Source organism: Thiosulfativibrio zosterae (assembly GCF_011398155.1).
Lineage (GTDB): Bacteria > Pseudomonadota > Gammaproteobacteria > Thiomicrospirales > Thiomicrospiraceae > Thiosulfativibrio > Thiosulfativibrio zosterae.
This window is the reverse complement of the sequence record NZ_AP021888.1, coordinates 1480410-1502861: the sequence shown is the minus strand read 5'-3', so window position 1 is coordinate 1502861 and position 22452 is coordinate 1480410. Positions and strand designations below refer to the sequence as shown.

Genomic DNA, 22452 nt, shown 5'->3' with positions numbered 1-22452 from the left:
AGTATGGCAGTCGGTTATAATCACCATATTAGAAAAAACTAATACTCACTAAATTTCTCTTGGGAGGCTAATGTGTTAGAGGTGTTGCGAAAACTGTGGTTTCGGGATGTTAAAGAAGAAACATTGTTCATAAATGATGTTGCGGTTAGAATCCGAGCGGGTTTCTTGTTGGCCATTCCTATTTTTATGAGTTTTACTTTATACGATGCCATTTTCGTTTCTAATTGGGTTGTCGATGGCAATACGGCGGTCGATTCAGGCGACATCGACTGGGATAATCACATTATTTATCATGTAGATGCCACCAGACGCGTCTTTGATTACACTTTTCAAACCTATGTTCTTATTTATGCGTTATTAGAAATGCTTTCTGGGATGTTTGTTTGGTCTTCTCGTTTATCACCTATCATTTTAATCTCAAGCTTTTTAGCCAGAAAACAAAAGCCAGTTTGGAAGCCATTAGTACCTAAACGCTTTGCTTGGGGCTTGGGTTCGTCATTTATTATCGTTTGTTTAATTTTTTTCAACCCCGAAGTTTTTGCACATTGGGTCAATACCGTTTGGGGCAGTAACTTATTGCCGACAACCGAAAACTATATGTCCCCCTATATTCCATTGGTTTTGGTATGGATTTGTTTGGGCTTTATGTGGATGGAAACGGTATTAGGTTTTTGTGTGGGTTGTAAAATTCATTCTTTGTTAGTGTTGGTTGGTGTTTTTAAAGAAGAATGTGAAGCCTGTAACAATATTGATTGGGATGAAATTGCTCGCAAAAACAAAGTGCGTTTGGCGGAGCAAGAAGCTCAAAAAAAGTCTGAATAGTCAAAATTTTAAGATTCATTTAATTCGATTAAGGGAGGTTTTTTAACTCCCTTTTTTTTAAAGAGTCATTTACTGGGTTAAATTGCTTAGGTTTTACCCCCAATAAGTGAAAAAACCTTAAGCAGGGGTTTTAATAGCGCGCTTGAGTCAGTAGAATTGTCGGTAATTTTACAAATTTGTGAATCTAGCGTTCAATATTGACCCAATGCTGGGGTTAAAGATAATTGATCAGACCTTACATTCAGTATAAATAGGAGACATTGATGTCGCATACTATTGAATCCATCTTAACCGAAAACCGTGTATTCCCGCCTTCAGAAGCATTTAAAGCGCAAGCCACCATCAATGATGCTAAATATCAAGAACTCAAAGATAAAGCTGAAACAGATTATGTTGGTTTTTGGAGCGACCTAGCTCGTGAAAAGTTAAGCTGGTCAAAAGACTTTAGCGTTGGATTAGATGACTCAAAAGCGCCTTTTTATAAATGGTTTACCGATGGCGAATTGAACGCTTCTTATAACTGTATTGACCGCCACCTTGAAGAAAAAGAATACAAAAATGCCATTATCTTTGAAGCAGATGACGGTTCAACCGAAACTTATACCTATAAAGACTTGCACGATGAAGTGTGTCGTTTAGCCAATGCTTTGGTGGCTAAGGGCGTCGAAAAAGGGGATCGCGTTATTATTTATATGCCGATGATTCCTCAAGCGGTTTTTGCCATGCAAGCCTGTGCGCGAATTGGCGCCATTCACTCTATCGTATTTGGTGGTTTTTCTGCAGAAGCCTTAAAAGATCGTATTGAAGATGCGGGCGCTAAGATGGTCATTACTGCCGATGGTGGGTTCCGTGGTGGTAAAACGGTTGCACTTAAAAATGCGGTAGACGAAGCACTTGAGAAAGGTGGTCGTTCAGTTGAAAGTGTGATTGTTTACGAAAGAACTAAGCAAGCCGTCAAAATGAAGGCCGGTCGTGACATAACTTGGAATGATGCGATTGCTGGTATGTCTAACTATCACCATGCGGTGATGGTTAATGCTGAACATCCTTTGTTTTTATTGTATACCTCAGGTTCAACAGGTAAGCCAAAAGGCATTCAACATTCAACGGGTGGTTATCTCTTGAATGCTCATCTAACCAATGAATGGGTTTTTGACCTAAAAAATGATGATGTGTTCTGGTGTACCGCGGATGTGGGCTGGATTACGGGTCACACTTATGTGGCTTATGGCCCTTTGTCTATGGGTATGACCATTGTGATGTTTGAAGGGGTTCCTACTTATCCAGATGCAGGTCGTTTCTGGAAGGTTTGTCAAGATCATGCGGTCACCGTTTTCTATACTGCGCCAACCGCTATTCGTGCACTGATGAAATTTGGTAGCGACTTGCCTAAGCAATATGATTTGTCTAAATTGCGTTTATTAGGTACGGTCGGTGAGCCAATTAACCCAGAAGCCTGGATTTGGTATCACGATGTTATCGGTCGTGGCGAATGTCCAATTGTGGATACTTGGTGGCAAACTGAAACCGGTGCTCACATGATTGCGCCTTTGCCTGGGGTTACTGCGCTTAAACCTGGTTCATGTACTAAGCCGCTTCCAGGGATTGATGCTCATATTGTGGATGAAGAAGGCACTGAGTTAACGCATGGTGAGGGTGGATATTTAGTGATTCGCAAGCCATGGCCTTCGATGGTTCGTACCATTTGGAATGATGATGCGCGTTTTGTAGAAACCTATTTTGCCATGTTTAAAAACAAATATTATGTGGTGGGCGACAGCGCGCACTTAGATACCGATGGCAACTTCTGGATTATGGGGCGTATTGACGATGTCTTGAATGTATCCGGTCACCGTTTAGGCACTATGGAAATTGAATCAGCTTTAGTGTCGCATCCTGCGGTAGTTGAAGCGGCGGTTGTTGGTCGTCCACACGATGTTAAGGGTGAGGCAATTGCAGCTTTCGTTGTCTTGTCTAACAATTTGAATGAAGCGGCAGAAAAAGCGGCCATGGTTCAGGAGTTGCGTGAGTGGGTTGCTAAAGAAATTGGCCCCATTGCAAAACCTGACGAGATTCGTTTTGGCACTAACTTGCCTAAAACCCGTTCAGGTAAAATTATGCGTCGTTTACTGCGCGGCATTGCTAAGGGTGAAGATTTGTGTGGCGATACTTCAACACTAGAAGATCCAACCATTCTTGCCCAGTTTATGGAAAAACATTAATTTTTAGAAGTGAATAAAAGCGGTTTTAAAACCGCTTTTTGTTGTAGAAATTAACCCAAAAACAACCAGGCCTGGTTATTTTTAAGCAGGTTTTGGGTGTTTTTGGTTAATGCTTTTAAATCAAATGGTTATAGGTTTTATCTTTAACCTTTTGTTTTAAAAGAAGTTTAAACTCAAAGTTGAGTATAAAAATATAAGGAGGATCTCTTGGATCAGTCAACTATCGAGAAGGTTAAAAGCCTTCCACAATATCACCAGTTGGTAAAAGAACGCACAAGCCTAGCTTGGAAGCTGTCTATTACCATGTTGGTGGTATATTACGGATATGTCATGTTGTTAGCGTTTAACCCTGACTTCTTTAAAATTGTTGTGGCGGGTGAACACACCACCATTGGTTTTCCAATTGGCGTGGGTATCATTCTGTTTGCATTTGCGTTAACAGGTGTTTATGTTAAAAAAGCCAACGCAGATTTCGACGATTTAACTGCACAGATTAAAAGAGAGGTAGGGGAGTAATGTCTATAATGTCTCTTTTTAAAAAATCTTTAGCCATTGCTTTAGCGTTGATGCCCGTATTGGCATTTGCTGCGGGTGATATGGTTGAGATGGAAGCGCGTGATTCTGTTAACTACTCTGCAATTACCATGTTTTTGTTGTTTGTGGGTGGAACTTTAGGAATCACTTATTGGGCAGCTAAGAGAACTCGTTCTGCGAAAGATTTCTATACTGCAGGTGGTGGAATCACTGGTTTGCAAAACGGTTTGGCAATTGCGGGTGACTATATGTCTGCTGCCTCATTCTTGGGGATTACAGCGGCAGTTTACCTAAATGGTTATGACGGTTTGATTTATGCCATCGGTTTCTTAGTGGGTTGGCCAATCATTCTGTTCTTAATGTCTGAGCGTTTGCGTAACCTGGGTAAATATACCTTTACAGATGTTGCCGCTTACCGTTTCCAACAGTCACCGATTCGTGTTCTAGCCGCGTTAAGTTCAATTGCGGTTGTTATCTTGTATCTGATTGCTCAGATGGTAGGTGCGGGTTCATTGATCGAAACTTTGTTTGGTGTTAATTACACTTATGCGGTTATTGGCGTAGGTGCCTTAATGATTGCTTATGTCACCTTTGGTGGTATGTTGGCAACGACTTGGGTACAAATTATTAAAGCAGTATTGTTGTTGTCTGGTGCAACTTTCATGGCCTTAATGGTGATGATTCACTTCAACTTCAGTTTTGATGCAATGTTCGCTGAAGCCGTTAGCAAGCACCCTAAGGGTGAAGCGGTTATGTTCTCAGGTGGTTTGGTTTCTGACCCAATCAATGCGATTTCTTTAGGGATTGCGTTAATGTTTGGTACAGCAGGTCTTCCACACATTTTGATGAGATTCTTCACCGTTCCGGATGCTAAAGAAGCGCGTAAATCCGTTTTCTTTGCAACAGGTTTTATCGGTTACTTCTATATCTTAGCTTTCATCATCGGTTTTGGTGCGGTCGCTTTCGTTATGGGTAACCCACAATACTTCACTGATCCTGAAACAATGAAGTCAATGATCGGTGGTAAAAACATGCCAGCGATTCACTTGTCTCAAGCAGTGGGTGGTGACTTGTTCTTAGGCTTTATTTCTGCGGTTGCTTTTGCAACTATCCTTGCGGTAGTTTCAGGGTTAACGCTGGCAGGGGCTTCTGCGATTTCTCACGATTTGTATGCCAATGTGATTAATCCAAATGCCACTGAAGAGCAAGAGATGAAAGTGTCTAAGTATGCAACCATTGCGATTGGTATTGCTGCGATTGTTGCGGGTATTGCCTTTAAACAGCAAAACATAGCATTCGTAGTGGCCTTGGCCTTTACAATCGCGGCATCGGCTAACTTCCCAGTCTTGATTATGTCTATGTACTGGAACAACATGACAACGCGTGGTGCGGTTATCGGTGGATCTTTAGGTCTAGCGGCTGCGGTCATCATGGTATTGTTAGGACCAGTGGTTTGGACACAAATCTTGGATATGGGTAAAGCGATTGTGCCTTACAAATTCCCAGCCTTGTTCACTGTAGCGATTGCGTTTGTGGGTATTTGGTTCTTCTCAATTACTGACAAATCCGCCAGAGCACAAAAAGACCGTGAAGGTTTTGAAGCACAATTTATCCGTTCTCAAACGGGTATTGGTGCTGAAACTTCATCGTCAGCGCATTAATTTTTTAGTGTGTTAAGTTAAAAGAAGGAGGTTTAGGCCTCCTTTTTTTTCGCAATTTTATTGGGAGTTATTTATGTCTATTCAACAACAACGCCAGTTTATTGAAAATATTGCCCCCTTTAATGAGTTGAGCCAATTGTTACTCAATGATATGGCGGGTGCCGTCGATGTGGTGTATTTTCAAATGGGGGCGTCGTTTGAGATTTCTCTATCTGAAAATGCATTTTTATTTTTTGTGATTAAAGGTCGAGTCGCAGAATTTGACTCGGCTAAACGCCATCAAGCAACCTATGGCGCGCATACCTTTTTTGGTGAAGCGGTGCTGTTAAAGCAAGAAGATAGATTGTTTTATGAGGTGACTGAAGAAGCTATTTTGTATCGTTTGCCACAAGATATTTTTTTGGCTTGCTTAACTTCTGAATCCGTAAAGAGTTTTTTTGTTGACGATATTACAACCAAACTTAACAAGCATCATAGTCAGCTACAAGCAGAATCTTCCAGTGAAATGATGATGGCGAGTGTTTCTCAAGCACCCTTAAAAAAGCTAGTCATTTTGCCGCAAACCACTTCTATCAAAGCCTGCGTGATGGCGCTGAATGAGGCTAATACTGATGCTTGTATTGTTGAAGGGGATGAGGGGCAACAAGGTATTGTCACCATTACTGACCTGCTGAATGCTTTGGCTTTAAAAGACGCGCCTTTGTCATCCGCCATCGGTAGCTTAGCGAATTATCCTGTTGTGTCGGTGCATCAGTTTGATTACTTGTTTAATGCATTGCTCAAAATGACGCAACACCATATCAATCGCCTGGCAGTGAGAAGCGATACGGGGTTAATTGGCTTTTTGCATCAAAAAGAATTGATGTCCATGTTTGCCAATCAGTCAGGCCTGGTCACTTTTTCGATACAACAGGCTGATGATTTAGAGACTTTAAAAACGGCCATGGGGCAAATAGACAGTTTGGTGGCCAGCTTGTTTAACCGCGGGGTAAAAACCCACTATATTGCTAAGTTGGTGAATGCGTTGCATCGCAAAGTGATTGAAAAGGTGGTGCAAATTTGTGATAAAAATAACCAATTTAACCAGGCCTGCTTTTTAGTTATGGGCAGTGAAGGGCGTGCAGAACAGGTTTTGCGCACCGACCAAGATAATGCACTTTTACTCCCAGATGCCCTTGAATATTCCACAGCAGAGTTGCAAGCCTATACAGACGCTTTAACCCAGGCATTGGTCACACTTGGGTTTCCAAGATGTTCTGGCAATATTATGGTTTGTAATCCGCTTTGGTCAAAAAAATTCACTGAATTTAACACCATGATTAAAGACTGGCTGCGCTCACCCAATGAAAATACCTTTATGAATTTGGCAATTTTTGTCGATGCAGAGCCTGTTTGTGGGGATGAGCAGTTGTTATTGGATACCAAAAAAATGTTGCTGGATTGGATTGCTGGCCATAAACAGTTTTTGAGTCATTTTGCCAAACCCGTTTTGCAGTTTGAAACCCCTGTGAGTTTTTTTGGGAGTTTGGTGACTGAGAATATTAAACAAGAATCCAAAATTGATTTAAAAAAGGGTGGCATATTCCCAATCGTGCATGGTGTGCGTTGTTTGGCCATGGAACGCGGCATTACTAAAAACAATACCCATTGGCGTATCAAAGCCTTGATGGATCAAAAAGTCCTGACCGAAAAGTTTGGTTTAGAGTTAGGTGAAACCCTTAACTATCTAAATTCATTACGCTTAGAGGCAATGTTGTTCCAACAGCAAGCTGGTTTGGAGATGGATAATTTTGTAAGAGTCGATCGTTTAACCCAGCAGCAGCAAGGCTTGTTAAAGGAATCCTTTTTGGTGGTCAATCGCTTTAAAAAATTGATAGAGCATCATTTTAAATTGCACCATGTGCTTTAAGGGATGAGCCAATGATTCGTCGATGGATAAGAAACTATCAAAAGCGCCAACTTAAAGATGCTAATTTTGCATTTTTATTTGATGATGCGCTAACCGATGAAGTGGTGTGTTTTGATTGTGAAACCACCGGTTTAAACCCCAAGAAAGACAAAATTATCACCCTCAGTGCCATTAAAATCCGCGGCAATCAAATTCTAACCAGTGATGCGCTGACCTTAAAAATTCAACAACAAGCGCAGATAAACGAAGAAAGTATTAAGGTGCATCATATTCGCAATATGGATGCTCAGGATGGCATGACAGAGCAGCAAGCCATGAGTGCATTTTTAAACTTTATTGGCCATCGACCTTTGGTGGGTTATTATTTGGAATTTGATCGTGCCATGGTCAATCAAGTCATTAAACCCTGGCTGGGTATCAGTTTGCCCAATCAAGCGATAGAAGTGTCTGAATTATATTACGACTTCAAAGAAGATTTGATTCCGCAAAAAATGATTGATTTGAGTTTTCAGGCGATTTTGAAGGAATTGCAATTGCCTAATTTGGGGCAGCATGATGCGTTTTCGGATGCTTTAATGACCGCATTAATCTATGTAAAGTTACAAGGCCTAAAAAAGACACGATAAATTAAGCTGAAAGTGCCTAAAAGCTTGACAAAACAAGCATTTTTACTATAATACGCACAGTTTTTTGAAATCTTCTTAAGAGTGTTAAAAACAATCGGTTGAGCAAAATCATTACAAGACGCTCCCGATTGAATAGCCTGCTTAAATTTTAAAAACCCCGTTTTTACGGGGTTTTTTGTTATTTAAACTCAGGAATTTCGTTTTAAACACGCTTAAGAAGCCCTTAACTTGATTGGAATAATCTGTGACTTTAGAAGAAAAAATTCAAAATTTGTGTCAACCCACCGTGGAATCTATGGGCTTCGATTTTTGGGGATGTGAATATCTTGCTGCTGGCAAACACTCCACTTTACGAATCTACATTGATAAGCCTGAAGGGGTAACGGTGGATGATTGTGGATTGGTCAGCCGCCAAATCAGTGCCATTATGGATGTCGAAGACCCGATTAGCAGTGCTTACATGCTAGAGGTTTCTTCTCCAGGTGTTGATCGTCAATTATTTAGACCTGAGCAATATGCGCCTCAAAAAGGGCGTTTATTAAGAGTTAGAACAACCAGCGCTATTATGGGGCGCCGCAATTTTAAAGGCCCTCTAGTAGAAGTCACCGCAGACCATATCGAAATAGAAGTCGATGGTGAAATATTTAATATCGATTTCGCTTTAATAGACAAAGCAAATCTGGTGATCGAATTTTAATAAAACGCCTGAAATGTCAGGTCATTTAAGAGATTAAAAAAGCAAGGAAATAACATGAGCAAAGAAGTTTTAGCTGTTGTTGAAATTATGTCCAACGAAAAAGGTGTTGATAGAGGCATTATTTTTGAAGCCATCGAAGCCGCATTGGCCACAGCAACCCGTAAAAGTCATGGTGATGAGTTAGATGCTCGGGTAGAGATCAATCGCCACACAGGTGATTACACCACTTATCAGCGCTGGGAAGTCATCGAAGATGATGTTCAAATCGAAGAAAACCCTTATTGGTATATTCGCATGATGGATGCGGTTGAAGAGGATCCAAACATTGAAGTGGGTCAATTCATCGAACAAGAAATCGAATCAATTGAGTTTGGTCGCATTGGTGCCCAAACAGCTAAGCAAGTCATTTTGCAAAAAGTGCGTGAAGCTGAGCGTAAGAAAGTGGTTGAAGAATACTCAAAACGCGTGGGTGAAATTATTACTGGTCAAGTTAAGCGTGTTGATCGTGGCGATGTTGTGTTAGATTTGGGTGACAATGTGGATGCCATTATTCCGCGCTCAGAATTGATTAACCGTGAAGTTTTCAAAATGGGTGACCGTGTGCGTGGTTATGTTCAAGAAGTTGAATTCCGTCCTCGTGGTCCACAAATTACGATGTCACGCGCCTGTAAAGAAATGTTGATAGAGTTGTTCAAAATTGAAGTCCCTGAAATTGGTGATGATTTAATTGACATTATGAGTGCTGCTCGTGATGTTGGTTTGCGCGCTAAAGTCGCTGTTCGCGCTAATGACCCTCGTCTAGATCCCATCGGTGCCTGTGTGGGTATGCGTGGTGGTCGTGTTCAAGCGGTAACGAATGAACTAAATGGTGAGCGTATTGATATCGTACTTTGGAGTCCAGAAGATGCTCAGTTCGTGATTAACGCTATGGCGCCTGCTGAAGTTACTTCCATCATGGTTGACGAAGATAAGCATTCAATGGATTTAGCGGTGGCGGACGATCAATTGTCGCAAGCCATAGGGAAAGCAGGGCAAAACATTCGTTTAGCTTCTGAGTTAACCGGTTGGACTTTGAATGTGATGACACAAACAGATATGTCTGCCAAGCACGATAACGAGTCTAAGGTTCAGTTAGCATTATTCATGACGGCTTTAGATATTGACGAAGAATTGGCTGAAGTTTTAGTTGCAGAAGGATTCACAACACTTGAAGAAGTGGCCTATGTGCCTGCTGCTGAAATGTTAGATATTGATGGTTTTGATGAAGATATTGTCCAAGAGTTAAAAGACCGTGCTAAAGATGCCTTGTTGACTCAAGCAATTGCCAAAGAAGAGAAATTGGCGATGGCAGAGCCTGCGGAAGATTTGCTGGCACTAGACGGTATGACAGATGATATGGCTAAAACACTGGCCAGCAAAGGTATTGTCACCCAAGAAGATTTGGCTGAACTAGGTACTGACGAACTAATTGAAATTATAGCGATGAGTGAAGAAGCTGCTGGAGAATTAATCCTGAAAGCTCGTGCACCATGGTTTGAATAAAGGAGGATATAACTGTATGTCCGGAGTAACGATTAAACAATTTTCTGAAACCTTAAATCTTTCTGAGGAAAGACTCTTAGCACAATTAGAAGCCGCCGGTGTTGGTAAAAAAACCGCTAAAGATTCTATCAGTGACGAAGAAAAACAAACGCTTTTAAGTTATTTAAAAGCGTTGCACGGTGATACGGCTGAAGCACCTCAAAAAGTGACTTTAAAGCGTAAGCAAGTCAAAACTTTAAACCTGTCTTCTGGTTCAGGTAAGCGCACCGTCAATGTTGAAGTTCGCAAAAAGCGCACTTATGTTAAAAAACCAGACGAAGTGGTTGCTGAAGAAGTGGTTGAACCCATTGCAGAAGCCCCCGTTGTCGAAGTTGCACAAGCTGCTGCACCTATAGTAGAAACGGTTGCTCCAAAAACACCAGAAGTTGAAGCGGTTGTGGATTTACCGGTTGAAGATGTTAAGGTTGAAGCGGTTGTAGAGGATAATAGCGCAGGTGCCGCTGTTGTCGTCACCGATAAAAAAGAGCCTAAAAGCATTCCTAAACATAATGTTGAAAAAGACATTAAGAAAACCCACAAAAAAGAATTGTCTGATAAAGAGGGGAAAGCCCATAAAGGCAAGCCTCAGACAAAAATCAAAGTGCCTAAAAAAGACTTGGCCTTTGCTGCTGATGAGGGTACTTTTGGTCGTCGCCGTAAGTTCAAAAAACATGAGCAGGATAACGAACATGGTTTCCAAAAACCGGTTGAAAAACAAGTTCGTACCGTTGCTTTGGGTGAAACAATTTTAGTTTCAGAGCTGGCCGATAAAATGGCGGTTAAGGCTGCTGAAGTGATTAAAGAGCTCATGAAAATGGGCACTTTAGCAACCATTAACCAGGTGTTAGACCAAGACACAGCTACTTTGGTGGTTGAAGAATTAGGGCATCAGGTTGAAATTATTAACGAGAATGCACTAGAAGATTCCGTTGTAAACCAAGAATATACCGGTAAAACAGTACACCGTTCACCCGTTGTGACCATCATGGGGCATGTTGACCATGGTAAAACATCTTTGTTGGATTACATTCGTAAAGCCAAGGTCGCTTCTGGTGAAGCCGGTGGGATTACCCAGCATATCGGTGCCTACAATGTTGACACAGGTCATGGTGGTGTAACCTTTATCGATACACCTGGTCACGAAGCCTTTACGGCGATGCGTGCGCGTGGTGCTAAGGTAACGGATATTGTTGTTATCGTGGTTGCAGCTGATGATGGTGTGATGCCACAAACCAAAGAAGCCATTCAACATGCCAAAGCGGCAGGTGTTGGTATGGTGGTTGCCATGAACAAGATGGATAAAGAGGGCGCAAACCCAGACCGCGTAATGCAAGAATTGGTTGCTGAAGAAGTTGTTCCAGAGGAATGGGGTGGCGATGTTCAGTTTGTACCTGTTTCTGCTAAAACTGGTTTTGGGGTTGATGAACTGCTAGATGCCATTCTATTGCAATCAGAAATGCTTGAATTAGAAGCACCGATTGACGGTCATGCAAAAGGGATCGTTATTGAATCTCGTTTGGATAAAGGTCGCGGAGCGGTTGCAACTGTGTTGGTTCAAACAGGTACCTTAAAGAAAGGTGACATTGCCTTGTGCGGTATGGAATATGGCCGTGTGCGCATGTTGACCAATGAAAAAGGTGTTGAAGTTAAGAGTGCTGGCCCATCAATGCCAGTAGAAATCTTAGGTTTGTCAGGTATTCCGGTTGCGGGTGATGACATGATTACGGTCGAGTCTGAAAGAAAAGCTCGTGAAGTTGCCATGTTCCGTCAAACGAAGAGCAAAGAAATGAAGATTGCGCGTCAGCAAAAATCTAAGTTAGACAATATGTTTAACAAGATGGCTGAAGGCGATATGCAAAATGTTAATATCGTGCTTAAAGCGGATGTGCAAGGTTCAATTCAGGCTATTTCAGATGCGTTAATCAAGTTATCTAACGAAGAAGTTCGCGTCAATATCGTTTCGAGCGGTGTAGGTGGGATCTCTGAAACCGATGCTAACTTAGCCCTAGCGTCAGAAGCCTTAATTTTCGGTTTCAATGTTCGTGCCGATACGAAAGCCAAGCGTTTGATTGATAACGAAGGTATTTTCTTGAAATACTACAGCATCATCTATGAAGTGGTTGATGAAGTTAAGCGTGCTATTGAAGGTAAACTTGCACCTGAGTTTAAAGAAGAAATTATCGGTATCGCAGATGTTCGTGATGTCTTTAAAGCCCCTAAAATTGGTGCAATTGCTGGTTGTATGGTGGTTGATGGTATTGTTAAGCGTAATGCGCCAATTCGTGTATTGCGTGACAATGTGGTTATCTATGAAGGTGCTTTAGAATCTCTGCGTCGTTATAAAGACGATGTTGCAGAAGTTCGTCAAGGCATGGAGTGCGGTATCGGTGTTAAAGATTACAACGATGTTCGTGCCGGTGACCAAATTGAGGTCTTCCAGCGTACTGAAATTAAGCGTACTTTAGATTAAGCGTTTAGTTTTTAGTAAGTCCATTTAAATATACCCCTTTACTGGGGTATATTTGTTTAACCCTTTTTATTTTAGGAATATTATGAATAACGAAGTGAGTCGCCCTAAGCGCGTGGCATTAGAAATCCGCAAAACGCTGGCCGAATTATTACACACAGAAACTAAAGATCCCCGTTTAGCAAAGGTCAATATTACCGAGTGCAAAATCTCTAAGGATTTGAGCATTGCCACGGTTTATTTCACCATTATTGGCAGTAACAAAGGTGATGTAGAAGTGACGGATGCGGTTGAAGCCTTCAAAAAAGCCAGTGCTTTTTTTCGCTCAGAAATCGGACAGCGTTTGCGTTTGCGCATTACGCCACATTTACGCTTTTTTTATGATGAAGTGGCTGAAAATGCCAGTGAAATTGAAATTTTAATTCAAAAAGCCCTCCATTCGCATGACCGATAAGTTAGAAAAACCGGCTAAGAAAACTTGGAAAAAAGTCAATGGCCTAGTGATAGTGAATAAGCCAGAAGGCTTAACCTCAAACGCAGTTTTGCAAAAAGTGCGGCGCTTTTATTCGGCAGAAAAAGCCGGACACACCGGTGCTTTAGACCCTTTTGCCACCGGATTACTGCCCATTTGTTTTGGTGAAGCCACAAAAATTTCTGGGTTATTACTAGATGCTGATAAGGGATATATTGCGACCCTAAAATTAGGACAAGCAACTGACTCGGGCGATAAAGATGGCGAGCCGGCTTTGACCGCAGAAGTGCCTGTTTTAACCAGCGCTCAGATAGCATCGACCCTAGAAACTTTTTTAGGCGACAGTACTCAAGTGCCCCCCATGTATTCGGCACTCAAATATCAAGGTAAGCCCCTGTATAGTTATGCGCGTCAAGGCATTGAAATTGAGCGTCCTGCCAGACATATTCACTTAAGTTATTTAAAACTTCTTGAGTTTAATGGCTCGGACACCCTTAAGTTTGAAGTGAATTGTTCTAAAGGAACTTATGTAAGAACCCTGGGAGAAGACATTGCACAAGCTTTAGGTACGGTGGGGCATTTAATTGCCTTACATCGGGTTTTAACAGGCTGTTTAACCGCCGACTTAATGATGGATATGGATGAGTTGGCCACAAAAGTTGCCTTGGATGAATCTTATGGCTTGTTGCCCTTAGATTTACCTTTGGGGCATTTAGAAAGCTTGAATTTAAGCCAAGAACAAACGGATTTTATCCAGCATGGCGGAATGCTAGCCTTGCCAAAACCAGCCACTGAATTGGTCAAATTCTATAACCCAGAGGGTGTTTTTTTTGGGGTGGGTGAATGGTCCGATACCAAGCAAATGGTGAAAGCAAAGCGTCTTTTTAATTTGTAGTTGTTTGATGAATCTGCCCTTAATTGATTTACGCAACACACCAGAATATTGTGCAGGTCATTTGGTTGGCGCCACCCATATACCTTGGGCAGAATTGCCCGAGCGCTTAAATGAATTACCTGCTCGTCCTGCATTATTAAGCATAATGGGCTCTGAAACAGATTGTATTGCTGCACAAGCATACTTAGTTTCAAAAGGTTATCGCGTAAAAATAGAGGTGGATTGGCAAGCAAAATTGACTCAAAAACAACCAGGCCTGGTTAGTTTTGGCACAGAATCGCGCATTTTGTGGTCGCCTAGCCCCTTAATCAAAGAATGGCTAACGCTCGTTCAAGCGGATTTGCATCAACCATTAAAAAACCTAAAAGCCATTGACTTAGGGTGTGGCGGTGGACGCGATGCGGTGTTTTTGGCGCAACAGGGATTGTTTGTTAAAGCCATTGAACACAAGCCCGCCGTGTTAGAGCGTGCACAGCAGTTAGCCAAACACCATCAAGCAACCATTGATTTTAAATCTTGTGATTTAACCGATCCAAATTGTTATGGTGAACAAGATTTTGAACGCTGGGATTTAGTGGTGTGTATCAGGTTTTTGAATCGTCAACTTTTCCCAGTCATGCGTCAATCCATCCGCCCCAAAGGATTTGTTGTGTTTCAGACTTTTACCGAAGGCTGTGAAGTTTTTGGTAGCCCCAAAAATCCCAATTTCATTTTAAAACCCGCTGAATTAAGTGAAGTTTTTCATGATTTCACTATTTTAATTGATAGAATAGACTCACTTCCAGATGGCCGACCCGTGGCCTCGTTTATCGCTCAAAAGAAAGGTTAATTCCATGCAAGAAATGACAGCAGCCCAATTATTTGATTACTTTCAACAAAATAAAATTTGTGAATCTCTCACGCGTAATGAAGTTGAGACCATGACAAATTATTTGCAGGAAAAAAACTTTCAAAAAGACCAAATTATCTCAGACATGGGTGAGGTTGGAAATGCGATGTACTTTATTATTGCCGGTAAGGTTGCCTTTTCAACGCACGATGGTCAGTGTGAAGCCGATGTGGGTCGCCAAACGCCTGGTAATTTAATTGGGGAGATGTCGTTTTTTGACCGTAAACCTAGAATGCTTAAAATGACGGCGGCTTCTAAAGAGGTGGTTTTATTAGAAATTACGCGTGCCATGTACGATCGTCTAAAAGTTGAACATCCTTATATCGCGGTAAACTTGGTTGAAAATGCCGTTGTCAGTTTGGATCATTTGATTCGTCATATGTCGACAGATTTGTCTCATATTGAAAATTACATGTCTGGTATCGGCAAACGCTGATTTTATTTGCGTAATCCACTTTAAATACTTGTGTTAACAATACTTTTGAGTATAATGCGCAAATTAATTTCTACCATCGGTTGTGGAAATTAACTTTAATAAACCGATTAACAAGGAAAATACATGTTAACACCTGAAGATAAAGCAGCATTAGTTGCAGAATACGCAACTGCTGAAGGCGATACTGGTTCACCAGAAGTTCAAGTAGCACTTTTAACGCACAGAATTAAATACCTAACTGACCACTTCAAAACGCACATTCATGACAACCATTCTCGTACTGGTTTATTGCGTTTAGTTAGCCGTCGTCGTAAGTTATTAGATTATTTACACCGTAAAAACGCACCGCGTTACTACGAATTGATCAAGCGTTTAGGCTTGCGTAAGTAATCATCGCTAGGGCGGTGTCACAGAAGAAACCTCGCATTGCGAGGTTTTTTTTTGCCTAAATTGTGGGTTAATGCTTACAAAGGTGATTTCGTTGCGGTCAAATTCAGGTAGAATGGTAAGGTTTTTAATTGTTCGTAACTCAAGAAAAAAAGAGTCGCAAACCCAGATGAGGGTAACCTCAAGCCTGAATCCCTAGAGAGTTTATTGAAATAGCAGACTGTCTTGGGATTCAGGTTTCGGCTCGAAATTTGATAAAGGAAAAAATCATGGCAAAAGTGACACATTCATTTCAGTATGGCGCTCATACGGTAACTCTAGAAACAGGTGAAATTGCGCGCCAAGCAGACGGTGCAGTAATGATCGGCATGGGCGATACGCGCCTTTTAGTCACGGCAGTGGCGTCAAAGAGTGTCAGCGAAGGTCAAGATTTTTTCCCGCTAACCGTTAATTATCAAGAAAAAGCTTTTGCGGCTGGCAAAATTCCAGGTGGGTTTTTAAAGCGTGAAGGGCGTCCATCTGAGCACGAAACCTTAACTTCTCGTTTAATTGACCGCCCGATTCGTCCTTTATTTCCCAAAGGATTTATGAACGAAGTGCAAATCATTGCCACCGTTTTGGCTTTAGATCCAGAAGTGGGTACTGAAGTGGCCGCTATGCTAGGAACTTCAGCGGCTTTAGCCATTTCTGGTATTCCATTTGATGGACCTTTAGGTGCTGCTGTCGTCGGTTACCGTGACGGTGAATATTTACTAAACCCTTCAGAATTAGATTTAGAAACCTCTGACTTAGAATTGAGTGTTGCAGGAACGCGAGATGCGGTGTTGATGGTTGAATCAGAAGCCGCTGAGTTGTCTGAAGAAATCATGTTGGGCGCGGTTATGTTTGGTTTCCAACAAATGCAAGTGGCCATTGATGCGATAAATGAGTTTAAGGCGCAAGTTGGCAAACCCACTTGGGATTGGCAAGCAGCACCCGTTAATGTTGAATTAAAAGATGCCGTCTATGCCGCGGCGCGTGCGGATGTGGAAGCGGCTTATAGCATTGCAGACAAGATGGCGCGTTATGCGGCTTTAGATGCTGCTAAAGCAAAATTACTTGAAACTTTGGTTGCAACGGAAACGAATCCTCAAGGATATGCTGCCAAAGCGATTGAGGGCATGTTTGAAAAATTGCAAAAAGACATAGTTCGTAGTCGCATCATTGCAGGCGAGCCAAGAATTGATGGTCGTGATACCAAAACAATTCGTGCCATTAATTGCCAAGTTGGCGTTTTACCAAAAGTACATGGTTCTGCCTTGTTTACGCGTGGCGAAACTCAGGCATTGGTCGTGACCACTTTGGGGACTGAAAAAGATGCCAAAATTGTTGATGAATTAACCGGTTCTTATCATGACCGTTTTATGTTGCATTATAACTTCCCACCTTTCTCTGTTGGTGAGTGTGGTCGTACAGGTTCGCCTGGGCGTCGTGAGATAGGTCATGGTATGTTGGCGCGTCGTGGTGTTGCTGCCTTATTGCCAACGGCCGATGAATTTCCCTACACCATTCGTGTGGTGTCTGAAATCACAGAGTCAAACGGTTCTTCTTCTATGGCAACGGTTTGCGGTACCTCTATGTCTTTAATGCATGCGGGTGTGCCGATTGCAGCGCCTATCGCTGGGATTGCCATGGGCTTGATTAAAGAAGATTCTGGTTTTGCGGTTTTGTCTGATATTTTAGGTGACGAAGATCATTTGGGTGACATGGACTTTAAGGTCGCTGGAACCGATCAAGGCGTTACGGCTCTACAAATGGATATCAAAATCCAGGGTATTACTGAAGAAATTATGCAAATTGCCCTAGAACAAGCCAAAGCGGGTCGTCTGCACATTTTAAAAGCCATGGACTCTGCCATTAATCATTCAAATACCGAAGTCGCTACCACGGCACCGCGTTTCTTTAATGTTAAAGTAAAACCTGAAAAAGTGCGTGAAATCATTGGTAAAGGCGGCGCAACCATCCGTGCGTTAACGGAAGAGTCAGGTTGTGTGATTGAAATTGATGATGATGGTAATGTTAAAATTGCTGCTACGGATGATGTTTCTGCTGAAATCGCAAAACGCAAAATTGCCGAAATTGTTGCTGAGCCAGAAATTGGTATGACCTATGATGCGGTCGTTAAAAAGATTGTCGACTTTGGTGCTTTTGTGGCTTATATGCCAGGCCGTGAAGGCCTAGTGCATGTGTCTCAAATTGCCGAAGAGCGTGTTGAAGATGTTTCTAAATACCTAGCAGAAGGTCAAGAAATTCGCGTTAAGTTAATTGATATCGATAAGCAAGGTCGCGTTAAGTTGTCTATGAAAGAAGCTGAACCTAAAGCCTAAATCGTTGTTTTTACTTTTTAATAAGGCCGTTTTAACGGCCTTTTTTATCATCTGAGGATGTTATGAAATCAAACCCTTTTGAATTGCTAAAAACCCAACCGATTGACTCACTAAAAGTGGTGGTGGAGCATTATCGTCATCGCATCACGGGCGCTGAACATTATCATTTAGCCGCTGACGACCCACAAAATGTCTTTATGGTGGCTTTGCGTACGGTGCCAATGGACTCAACCGGTGTGGCACACATTCTAGAGCACACCACCTTGTGTGGCAGTGAGAAATATCCGGTGCGTGATCCGTTTTTTATGATGATACGCCGCTCACTCAATACCTTTATGAACGCTTTTACTTCCAGTGATTGGACCGCTTATCCGTTTGCCACTGAAAATAGAAAAGACTTTCAAAACCTTTTGCAAGTCTATATGGATGCAGTATTTTTTCCCAATTTAAATAAACTTGATTTTATTCAGGAAGGGCATCGTTTAGAGTTTGCCGAGATGGAGAATCCTGAATCAGAATTGGTTTATAAAGGGGTGGTTTACAATGAAATGAAAGGCGCTATGAGCTCTCCCGTGTCTACCTTATGGCAAGATTTTTCGGCAGAGTTGTATCCCACTTCCACCTATCATTACAACTCAGGTGGTGACCCAGTTAATATTCCAGAGTTAACCCATGAGCAATTAGTGGAGTTTCACCGTTATCACTACCATCCCTCCAATTCGGTGTTTATGACTTATGGCGATATTTCGGCGGCAGAGCATCAAACTCAGTTTGAAAATTTGGCGCTGGCACGGTTTAAAAATAAAGTGCCTGTGGTTAAAGTCAGCTTAGAAGAACGCTATGCAGAACCGAAAATTGCCCAGGGTGTGTATGCCTTAAACGAAGCTTCTTTAGAAGCCAAAACTCATATCGTGATGGGGTGGTTGTTGGGTGAAAACAAAGATACGATGGATGTGTTAAAAGGGCATTTGTTGTCTTCAGTGTTACTCGAAAACAGTGCTTCTCCATTGCGCAAAGTCCTAGAAACCACTGAGCTGGCCAATGCACCGTCGCCTTTGTGTGGTTTGGAAGATTCTAACCGTGAAATGGCTTTTATTGTGGGTGTGCAAGGTTCCGAAGCAGCGCATACCGATGCCATTAAAACGCTCATTTTGCAAACCCTAAAAGCGGTGGTAGAAGAAGATGTGGATGCGGAAATGATTGAATCTGCGCTGCATCAACTCGAACTGTCGCAACGAGAAATTGGTGGGGATGGTTATCCCTACGGCTTACAACTGATGCTGCAATCTTTAGCGGGTGCTATGCATGATGGTGATCCGATTGCCTTGTTGGATACAGATGCAGCGCTCAATAAATTGCGCGTCGAAGCTCTAAAACCTGGTTTTATTCCAAAAATGATTCAAACTTGGTTGTTAGATAATCCGCATCAAGTCTGTTTTACCCTTGCGCCAGATGCACAATTATCAGAGCAAAAAGAACAGGCCGAAAAATCCGCCCTAGCGCAAATTAAAGCTCAGTTAAGCCCTGAAGCGGCGCAGGCGATTATCGACCAATCTTTGGCCTTGCAGGCTCGACAAGAATTGGAAGATGATATTTCGATTTTGCCAGAAGTGACCAAAGCAGATATTCCAGCGGATATTAAACAAATTCACGGCGTTCAAGATAAAGTGAATGACTTGCCTTTAACTCATTATGTGGCCGGTACTAATGGGCTGATTTACGAACAAATCATTATTGATGTACCAGATTTAACGCCGCAAGAACAGGCGTTACTGCCCTTATTTAATGCCTGTTTACCAGAGGTTGGGTCTGCAGGTCGCGATTATTTAGCAACGCAAGCACGACACTCTGCAGTCACTGGCGGCATCAGTGCCAAAACCAATTTGCGTACGGATTTGCTTAATCCTCAAATTTTTAAAAGTCACTTGGTCTTGTCTGGCAAAGCGCTTAATCGCCATGAATCGGATTTAGCACAAGTGCTCCTAGAAACCTTGCAAACTGCTCGATTTGACGAGTTAGATCGTTTAGATGATTTAATGGGGCAAGTGCGCTCATCGGTGGACCAAGGTGTTACCGGCAATGGTCATGGCTTGGCAATGATGGCGGCCAGTCAGCATTTTACGCCGGTGGCTAACTGGGCATTTAACCGCAGTGGTTTTGCCGGTATTCAGTTTATCAAGCAGTTGTACAAAGACATTAATACTGAAGGTGAAGATGGGCAACAAGCGTTACAAGCATTTGCCAATACCTTAAGTGGTATTCAACGCAAAATGATGAATACACCCAAACAGGCTTTATTAGTGGCTGATGAAGCAGGACAAGCCTTGGCATTGCAAACCTTGCCGACGGCTTGGCAAGAACTTAATCACGCACCACAGACTCAAGGTTTGCGTTTATCGGCATCCCAGATGTCGGTGAAGCAAGCTTGGATAACCAGTTCACAAGTCAACTTTTGCGCTAAAGCCTATCCGGTGGTGGGGGCTGGGCATGAAGACGCACCGATTTTATCGGTGCTGTCGGCGGTATTGCGTAATGGCTTTTTGCACTCGCAAGTGCGCGAAAAGGGCGGTGCTTATGGCGGCGGTGCTTCTTTTAATCCAGAGTCGGCGGCGTTTAATTTTTATTCGTACCGTGACCCAAGATTGATGGAAACCTATGCAGATTTTGACCGTGCGATTGACTGGTTGATGAGTTCGGATGCCAAACAAGCACAGGTTGAAGAAGCGATACTCAATATCATCAGTGCCATGGATAAACCCGGCTCACCGGCTGGCGAAGCCAAAAAAGCCTTTTATCAAGATTTGTATGGCAAAACTTACGAATTGCGTATGGCCTATCGATTAGGTGTGTTGAATTGCACCCTTGAACAATGTCGCACGGTAGCGCAAAAATACCTGCTACCCGAGCAAGCTTCATGGGCTGTCTTAACACACGAAGGCACGCGCGCCATCACCGAAGCTGCAGGGTTTGATTTGATTAAACTCTAAGGCTTTAAAGCACTTAAAACCCTAAAAAGCCGCTAAAAATAACCAGGCCTGGTTAAAATTAGCGGCTTTTTTGTATTTTAGGGTTTTGAAATCAGTGTTGTTTTAAGATAAATTCTGACTGCAAGTGATTGAATACAATGTCTAGGAGTTGCGTGGCAGTTTGGGTTGTGCTGGGTAGGTTATTCGGGTTTTCGCTGGGAAACTGTCGGCTGCGAGTGTTGCTGGCAAAGGCTTCTAGTTTGGCATTATAAAAAGTAATGCCACTTTGGCTTTGTTCTTTGGCCAGAGTTTTCATCAGTTGTTCAAGCCCTGCTTTGGCAACACCGTAGGCGCCATAATAGGCTGGGTGTTTTTCAACTTCTTGGTCAATAATGCTGACCAGTTTTCCGTCAGAAGATTGCTTGAGTAATGCCAAACAATTTTGAATCAGATGAAAGTTGGCGTTTAAGTTCACTTGCATGACTTGATACCATTGCGTGATGTCAAACGCTGCTAAGGGTGTAAAACCGGGTAGGGTCGCCGCGTTTAGAAATAAGACATCCAGTTTGCCATATTGTTGCTGAATTGATTCTGCAAGCTGTAGGTAGTCGTCTGGATTAGCGCCTTGTAAATCAAATGGAATAATCGCAGGTTCACAGTCTTTGGTAACCAGCTCATCATAAAGTGCGTTGAGCGCTGGCTGGTTTTTATCCAATAACAATAACTGATTTTGGTTTTGCGCCAATAGCAAGCTCATCGCGCGACCTAAACCTTCTGCAGCGCCAGTGATTAAAATGGTTTGAGCGTTTTTAGGCAAACAAAGCGTTGAAAAATCGGCCATGCACTACTCCGTAAAGGTTTTTTGAATGAATAAGCTGATATCAAACGGGGTGTCAAACCGATGATCGGCGGGCCAATCTTTTGAGCGGGCCGTTTCAGGTAGGTAGCCATACATGGCGGCTCCGGTTTGCATCTGGGCATTAATGCCAGCTTCGATGTCGCGCGGATGGTCTCCAATGTAAATACAGGCTTCATTAGCAATGCCACATTCTTTGGCGGCTAAATCCATGGGTTCTCTAAAAGGTTTACGCACTGCCAGAGTATCACCACTAATAACGGTTTTAGGCTGGCTAGGGAATAAAAAAGACATCATCAGTTTTTCAGTGAGCCAACCGGGTTTATTGGTGACGATTCCCCAAGGAATTTGCTTTTTAGCTAAGATTTCTAAACCCAGTTCCAGACCTGGAAAAATCCGGGTGTGGCAATCAATATGCTCATTGTAAATATCTAAAAAGAATTGGCGGCGCGCTTCTAATTCTGATTCTGGCAAGTTTGGAAAAGCCAGTTTTGTCATGGCCATGCCACCTTGTGATACCACTTTACGAATGTCTTGATAATTAAGCGGTGGTGCATCGAAATGTCGGCAGGTGGCATTAAGCGCATAGGTAAAGTCGTAAGAGGTATCGAGTAGCGTACCATCTAAGTCAAAAAGAACGCATTGAATGGCTTGAGTCATGATTTT

The 22452-nt window shown here is 42.4% G+C and carries 18 protein-coding genes; 16 read left to right on the top strand and 2 right to left on the bottom strand.

Annotation, left to right across the window (positions count from 1 at the left end; all coding sequences use genetic code 11):
* Positions 1–72: 72 nt before the first annotated feature.
* From THMIRH_RS06915 to THMIRH_RS06840, 16 genes are all read left to right on the top strand, one after another.
* Positions 73–822 (top strand): DUF4395 domain-containing protein, encoded by a 750-nt coding sequence (locus THMIRH_RS06915; protein ID WP_173291397.1) that lies wholly within the window; start codon positions 73–75, stop codon positions 820–822.
* 263 nt (positions 823–1085) lie between these two features.
* On the top strand, positions 1086–3044 hold the full coding sequence (gene acs / locus THMIRH_RS06910) for an acetate--CoA ligase (RefSeq protein ID WP_173291396.1): 1959 nt from the start codon (positions 1086–1088) through the stop codon (positions 3042–3044).
* A 207-nt stretch (positions 3045–3251) separates the two neighbouring features.
* The gene (locus tag THMIRH_RS06905; RefSeq protein ID WP_173291395.1) at positions 3252–3560 is read left to right on the top strand and encodes a DUF485 domain-containing protein; all 309 of its coding nucleotides are present in this window, start codon (positions 3252–3254) and stop codon (positions 3558–3560) included.
* Between the two features lie 8 nt (positions 3561–3568).
* Complete coding sequence (locus tag THMIRH_RS06900) at positions 3569–5239, top strand: cation acetate symporter (protein WP_173291394.1); 1671 nt, start codon at positions 3569–3571, stop codon at positions 5237–5239.
* 73 nt (positions 5240–5312) lie between these two features.
* Complete coding sequence (locus THMIRH_RS06895; protein ID WP_173291393.1) at positions 5313–7148, top strand: putative nucleotidyltransferase substrate binding domain-containing protein; 1836 nt, start codon at positions 5313–5315, stop codon at positions 7146–7148.
* 11 nt (positions 7149–7159) lie between these two features.
* Complete coding sequence (locus THMIRH_RS06890; protein ID WP_173291392.1) at positions 7160–7774, top strand: 3'-5' exonuclease; 615 nt, start codon at positions 7160–7162, stop codon at positions 7772–7774.
* A 244-nt stretch (positions 7775–8018) separates the two neighbouring features.
* On the top strand, positions 8019–8471 hold the full coding sequence (gene rimP, locus THMIRH_RS06885; protein ID WP_173291391.1) for a ribosome maturation factor RimP: 453 nt from the start codon (positions 8019–8021) through the stop codon (positions 8469–8471).
* A gap of 54 nt (positions 8472–8525) precedes the next feature.
* Positions 8526–10013 carry a transcription termination factor NusA gene (gene nusA, locus THMIRH_RS06880; protein WP_173291390.1) on the top strand — a complete coding sequence of 496 codons (1488 nt, stop codon included), beginning with the start codon at positions 8526–8528 and terminating at the stop codon, positions 10011–10013.
* 16 nt (positions 10014–10029) lie between these two features.
* Entirely contained in the window at positions 10030–12522 is a 2493-nt protein-coding gene (gene infB / locus THMIRH_RS06875; RefSeq protein ID WP_173291389.1) for a translation initiation factor IF-2, read from the top strand.
* Between the two features lie 82 nt (positions 12523–12604).
* Positions 12605–12973: a 30S ribosome-binding factor RbfA gene (rbfA, locus tag THMIRH_RS06870; protein WP_173291388.1), complete on the top strand. Its 369-nt coding sequence runs from the start codon at positions 12605–12607 to the stop codon at positions 12971–12973.
* A complete protein-coding gene (gene truB / locus THMIRH_RS06865; RefSeq protein WP_173291387.1) occupies positions 12963–13886 on the top strand; it encodes a tRNA pseudouridine(55) synthase TruB in 924 nt (307 codons plus the stop codon). The genes rbfA and truB overlap by 11 nt, the downstream gene beginning before the upstream one ends.
* A 7-nt stretch (positions 13887–13893) precedes the next feature.
* Positions 13894–14715 carry a methyltransferase domain-containing protein gene (locus tag THMIRH_RS06860; RefSeq protein ID WP_173291386.1) on the top strand — a complete coding sequence of 274 codons (822 nt, stop codon included), beginning with the start codon at positions 13894–13896 and terminating at the stop codon, positions 14713–14715.
* Positions 14716–14719: 4 nt separating this feature from the next.
* Positions 14720–15211 (top strand): Crp/Fnr family transcriptional regulator, encoded by a 492-nt coding sequence (locus THMIRH_RS06855; protein ID WP_173291385.1) that lies wholly within the window; start codon positions 14720–14722, stop codon positions 15209–15211.
* Positions 15212–15334: 123 nt separating this feature from the next.
* On the top strand, positions 15335–15601 hold the full coding sequence (gene rpsO / locus THMIRH_RS06850; protein ID WP_173291384.1) for a 30S ribosomal protein S15: 267 nt from the start codon (positions 15335–15337) through the stop codon (positions 15599–15601).
* Between the two features lie 266 nt (positions 15602–15867).
* Positions 15868–17964 carry a polyribonucleotide nucleotidyltransferase gene (pnp, locus tag THMIRH_RS06845; RefSeq protein ID WP_173291383.1) on the top strand — a complete coding sequence of 699 codons (2097 nt, stop codon included), beginning with the start codon at positions 15868–15870 and terminating at the stop codon, positions 17962–17964.
* A 62-nt stretch (positions 17965–18026) separates the two neighbouring features.
* Positions 18027–20951: an insulinase family protein gene (locus THMIRH_RS06840; RefSeq protein WP_173291382.1), complete on the top strand. Its 2925-nt coding sequence runs from the start codon at positions 18027–18029 to the stop codon at positions 20949–20951.
* Positions 20952–21042: 91 nt separating this feature from the next.
* Here the strand turns inward: THMIRH_RS06840 and THMIRH_RS06835 are convergent, their stop codons facing one another.
* On the bottom strand, positions 21043–21771 hold the full coding sequence (locus THMIRH_RS06835; protein ID WP_173291381.1) for an SDR family NAD(P)-dependent oxidoreductase: 729 nt from the start codon (positions 21769–21771) through the stop codon (positions 21043–21045).
* A gap of 3 nt (positions 21772–21774) precedes the next feature.
* Positions 21775–22446 carry an HAD family hydrolase gene (locus THMIRH_RS06830; protein WP_173291380.1) on the bottom strand — a complete coding sequence of 224 codons (672 nt, stop codon included), beginning with the start codon at positions 22444–22446 and terminating at the stop codon, positions 21775–21777.
* Positions 22447–22452 lie beyond the last annotated feature (6 nt).

What these genes read in the sequence shown, in the direction of transcription:
- acs (WP_173291396.1), top strand. Translation starts at nt 1,086, where the DNA reads ATGTCGCATACTATTGAATCCATCTTAACCGAAAACCGTGTATTCCCG.
- THMIRH_RS06900 (WP_173291394.1), top strand. Translation starts at nt 3,569, where the DNA reads ATGTCTCTTTTTAAAAAATCTTTAGCCATTGCTTTAGCGTTGATGCCC.
- THMIRH_RS06895 (WP_173291393.1), top strand. Translation starts at nt 5,313, where the DNA reads ATGTCTATTCAACAACAACGCCAGTTTATTGAAAATATTGCCCCCTTT.
- THMIRH_RS06890 (WP_173291392.1), top strand. Translation starts at nt 7,160, where the DNA reads ATGATTCGTCGATGGATAAGAAACTATCAAAAGCGCCAACTTAAAGAT.
- nusA (WP_173291390.1), top strand. Translation starts at nt 8,526, where the DNA reads ATGAGCAAAGAAGTTTTAGCTGTTGTTGAAATTATGTCCAACGAAAAA.
- infB (WP_173291389.1), top strand. Translation starts at nt 10,030, where the DNA reads ATGTCCGGAGTAACGATTAAACAATTTTCTGAAACCTTAAATCTTTCT.
- rbfA (WP_173291388.1), top strand. Translation starts at nt 12,605, where the DNA reads ATGAATAACGAAGTGAGTCGCCCTAAGCGCGTGGCATTAGAAATCCGC.
- truB (WP_173291387.1), top strand. Translation starts at nt 12,963, where the DNA reads ATGACCGATAAGTTAGAAAAACCGGCTAAGAAAACTTGGAAAAAAGTC.
- THMIRH_RS06860 (WP_173291386.1), top strand. Translation starts at nt 13,894, where the DNA reads ATGAATCTGCCCTTAATTGATTTACGCAACACACCAGAATATTGTGCA.
- THMIRH_RS06855 (WP_173291385.1), top strand. Translation starts at nt 14,720, where the DNA reads ATGCAAGAAATGACAGCAGCCCAATTATTTGATTACTTTCAACAAAAT.
- rpsO (WP_173291384.1), top strand. Translation starts at nt 15,335, where the DNA reads ATGTTAACACCTGAAGATAAAGCAGCATTAGTTGCAGAATACGCAACT.
- pnp (WP_173291383.1), top strand. Translation starts at nt 15,868, where the DNA reads ATGGCAAAAGTGACACATTCATTTCAGTATGGCGCTCATACGGTAACT.
- THMIRH_RS06840 (WP_173291382.1), top strand. Translation starts at nt 18,027, where the DNA reads ATGAAATCAAACCCTTTTGAATTGCTAAAAACCCAACCGATTGACTCA.
- THMIRH_RS06835 (WP_173291381.1), bottom strand. Translation starts at nt 21,771, where the DNA reads ATGGCCGATTTTTCAACGCTTTGTTTGCCTAAAAACGCTCAAACCATT.
- THMIRH_RS06830 (WP_173291380.1), bottom strand. Translation starts at nt 22,446, where the DNA reads ATGACTCAAGCCATTCAATGCGTTCTTTTTGACTTAGATGGTACGCTA.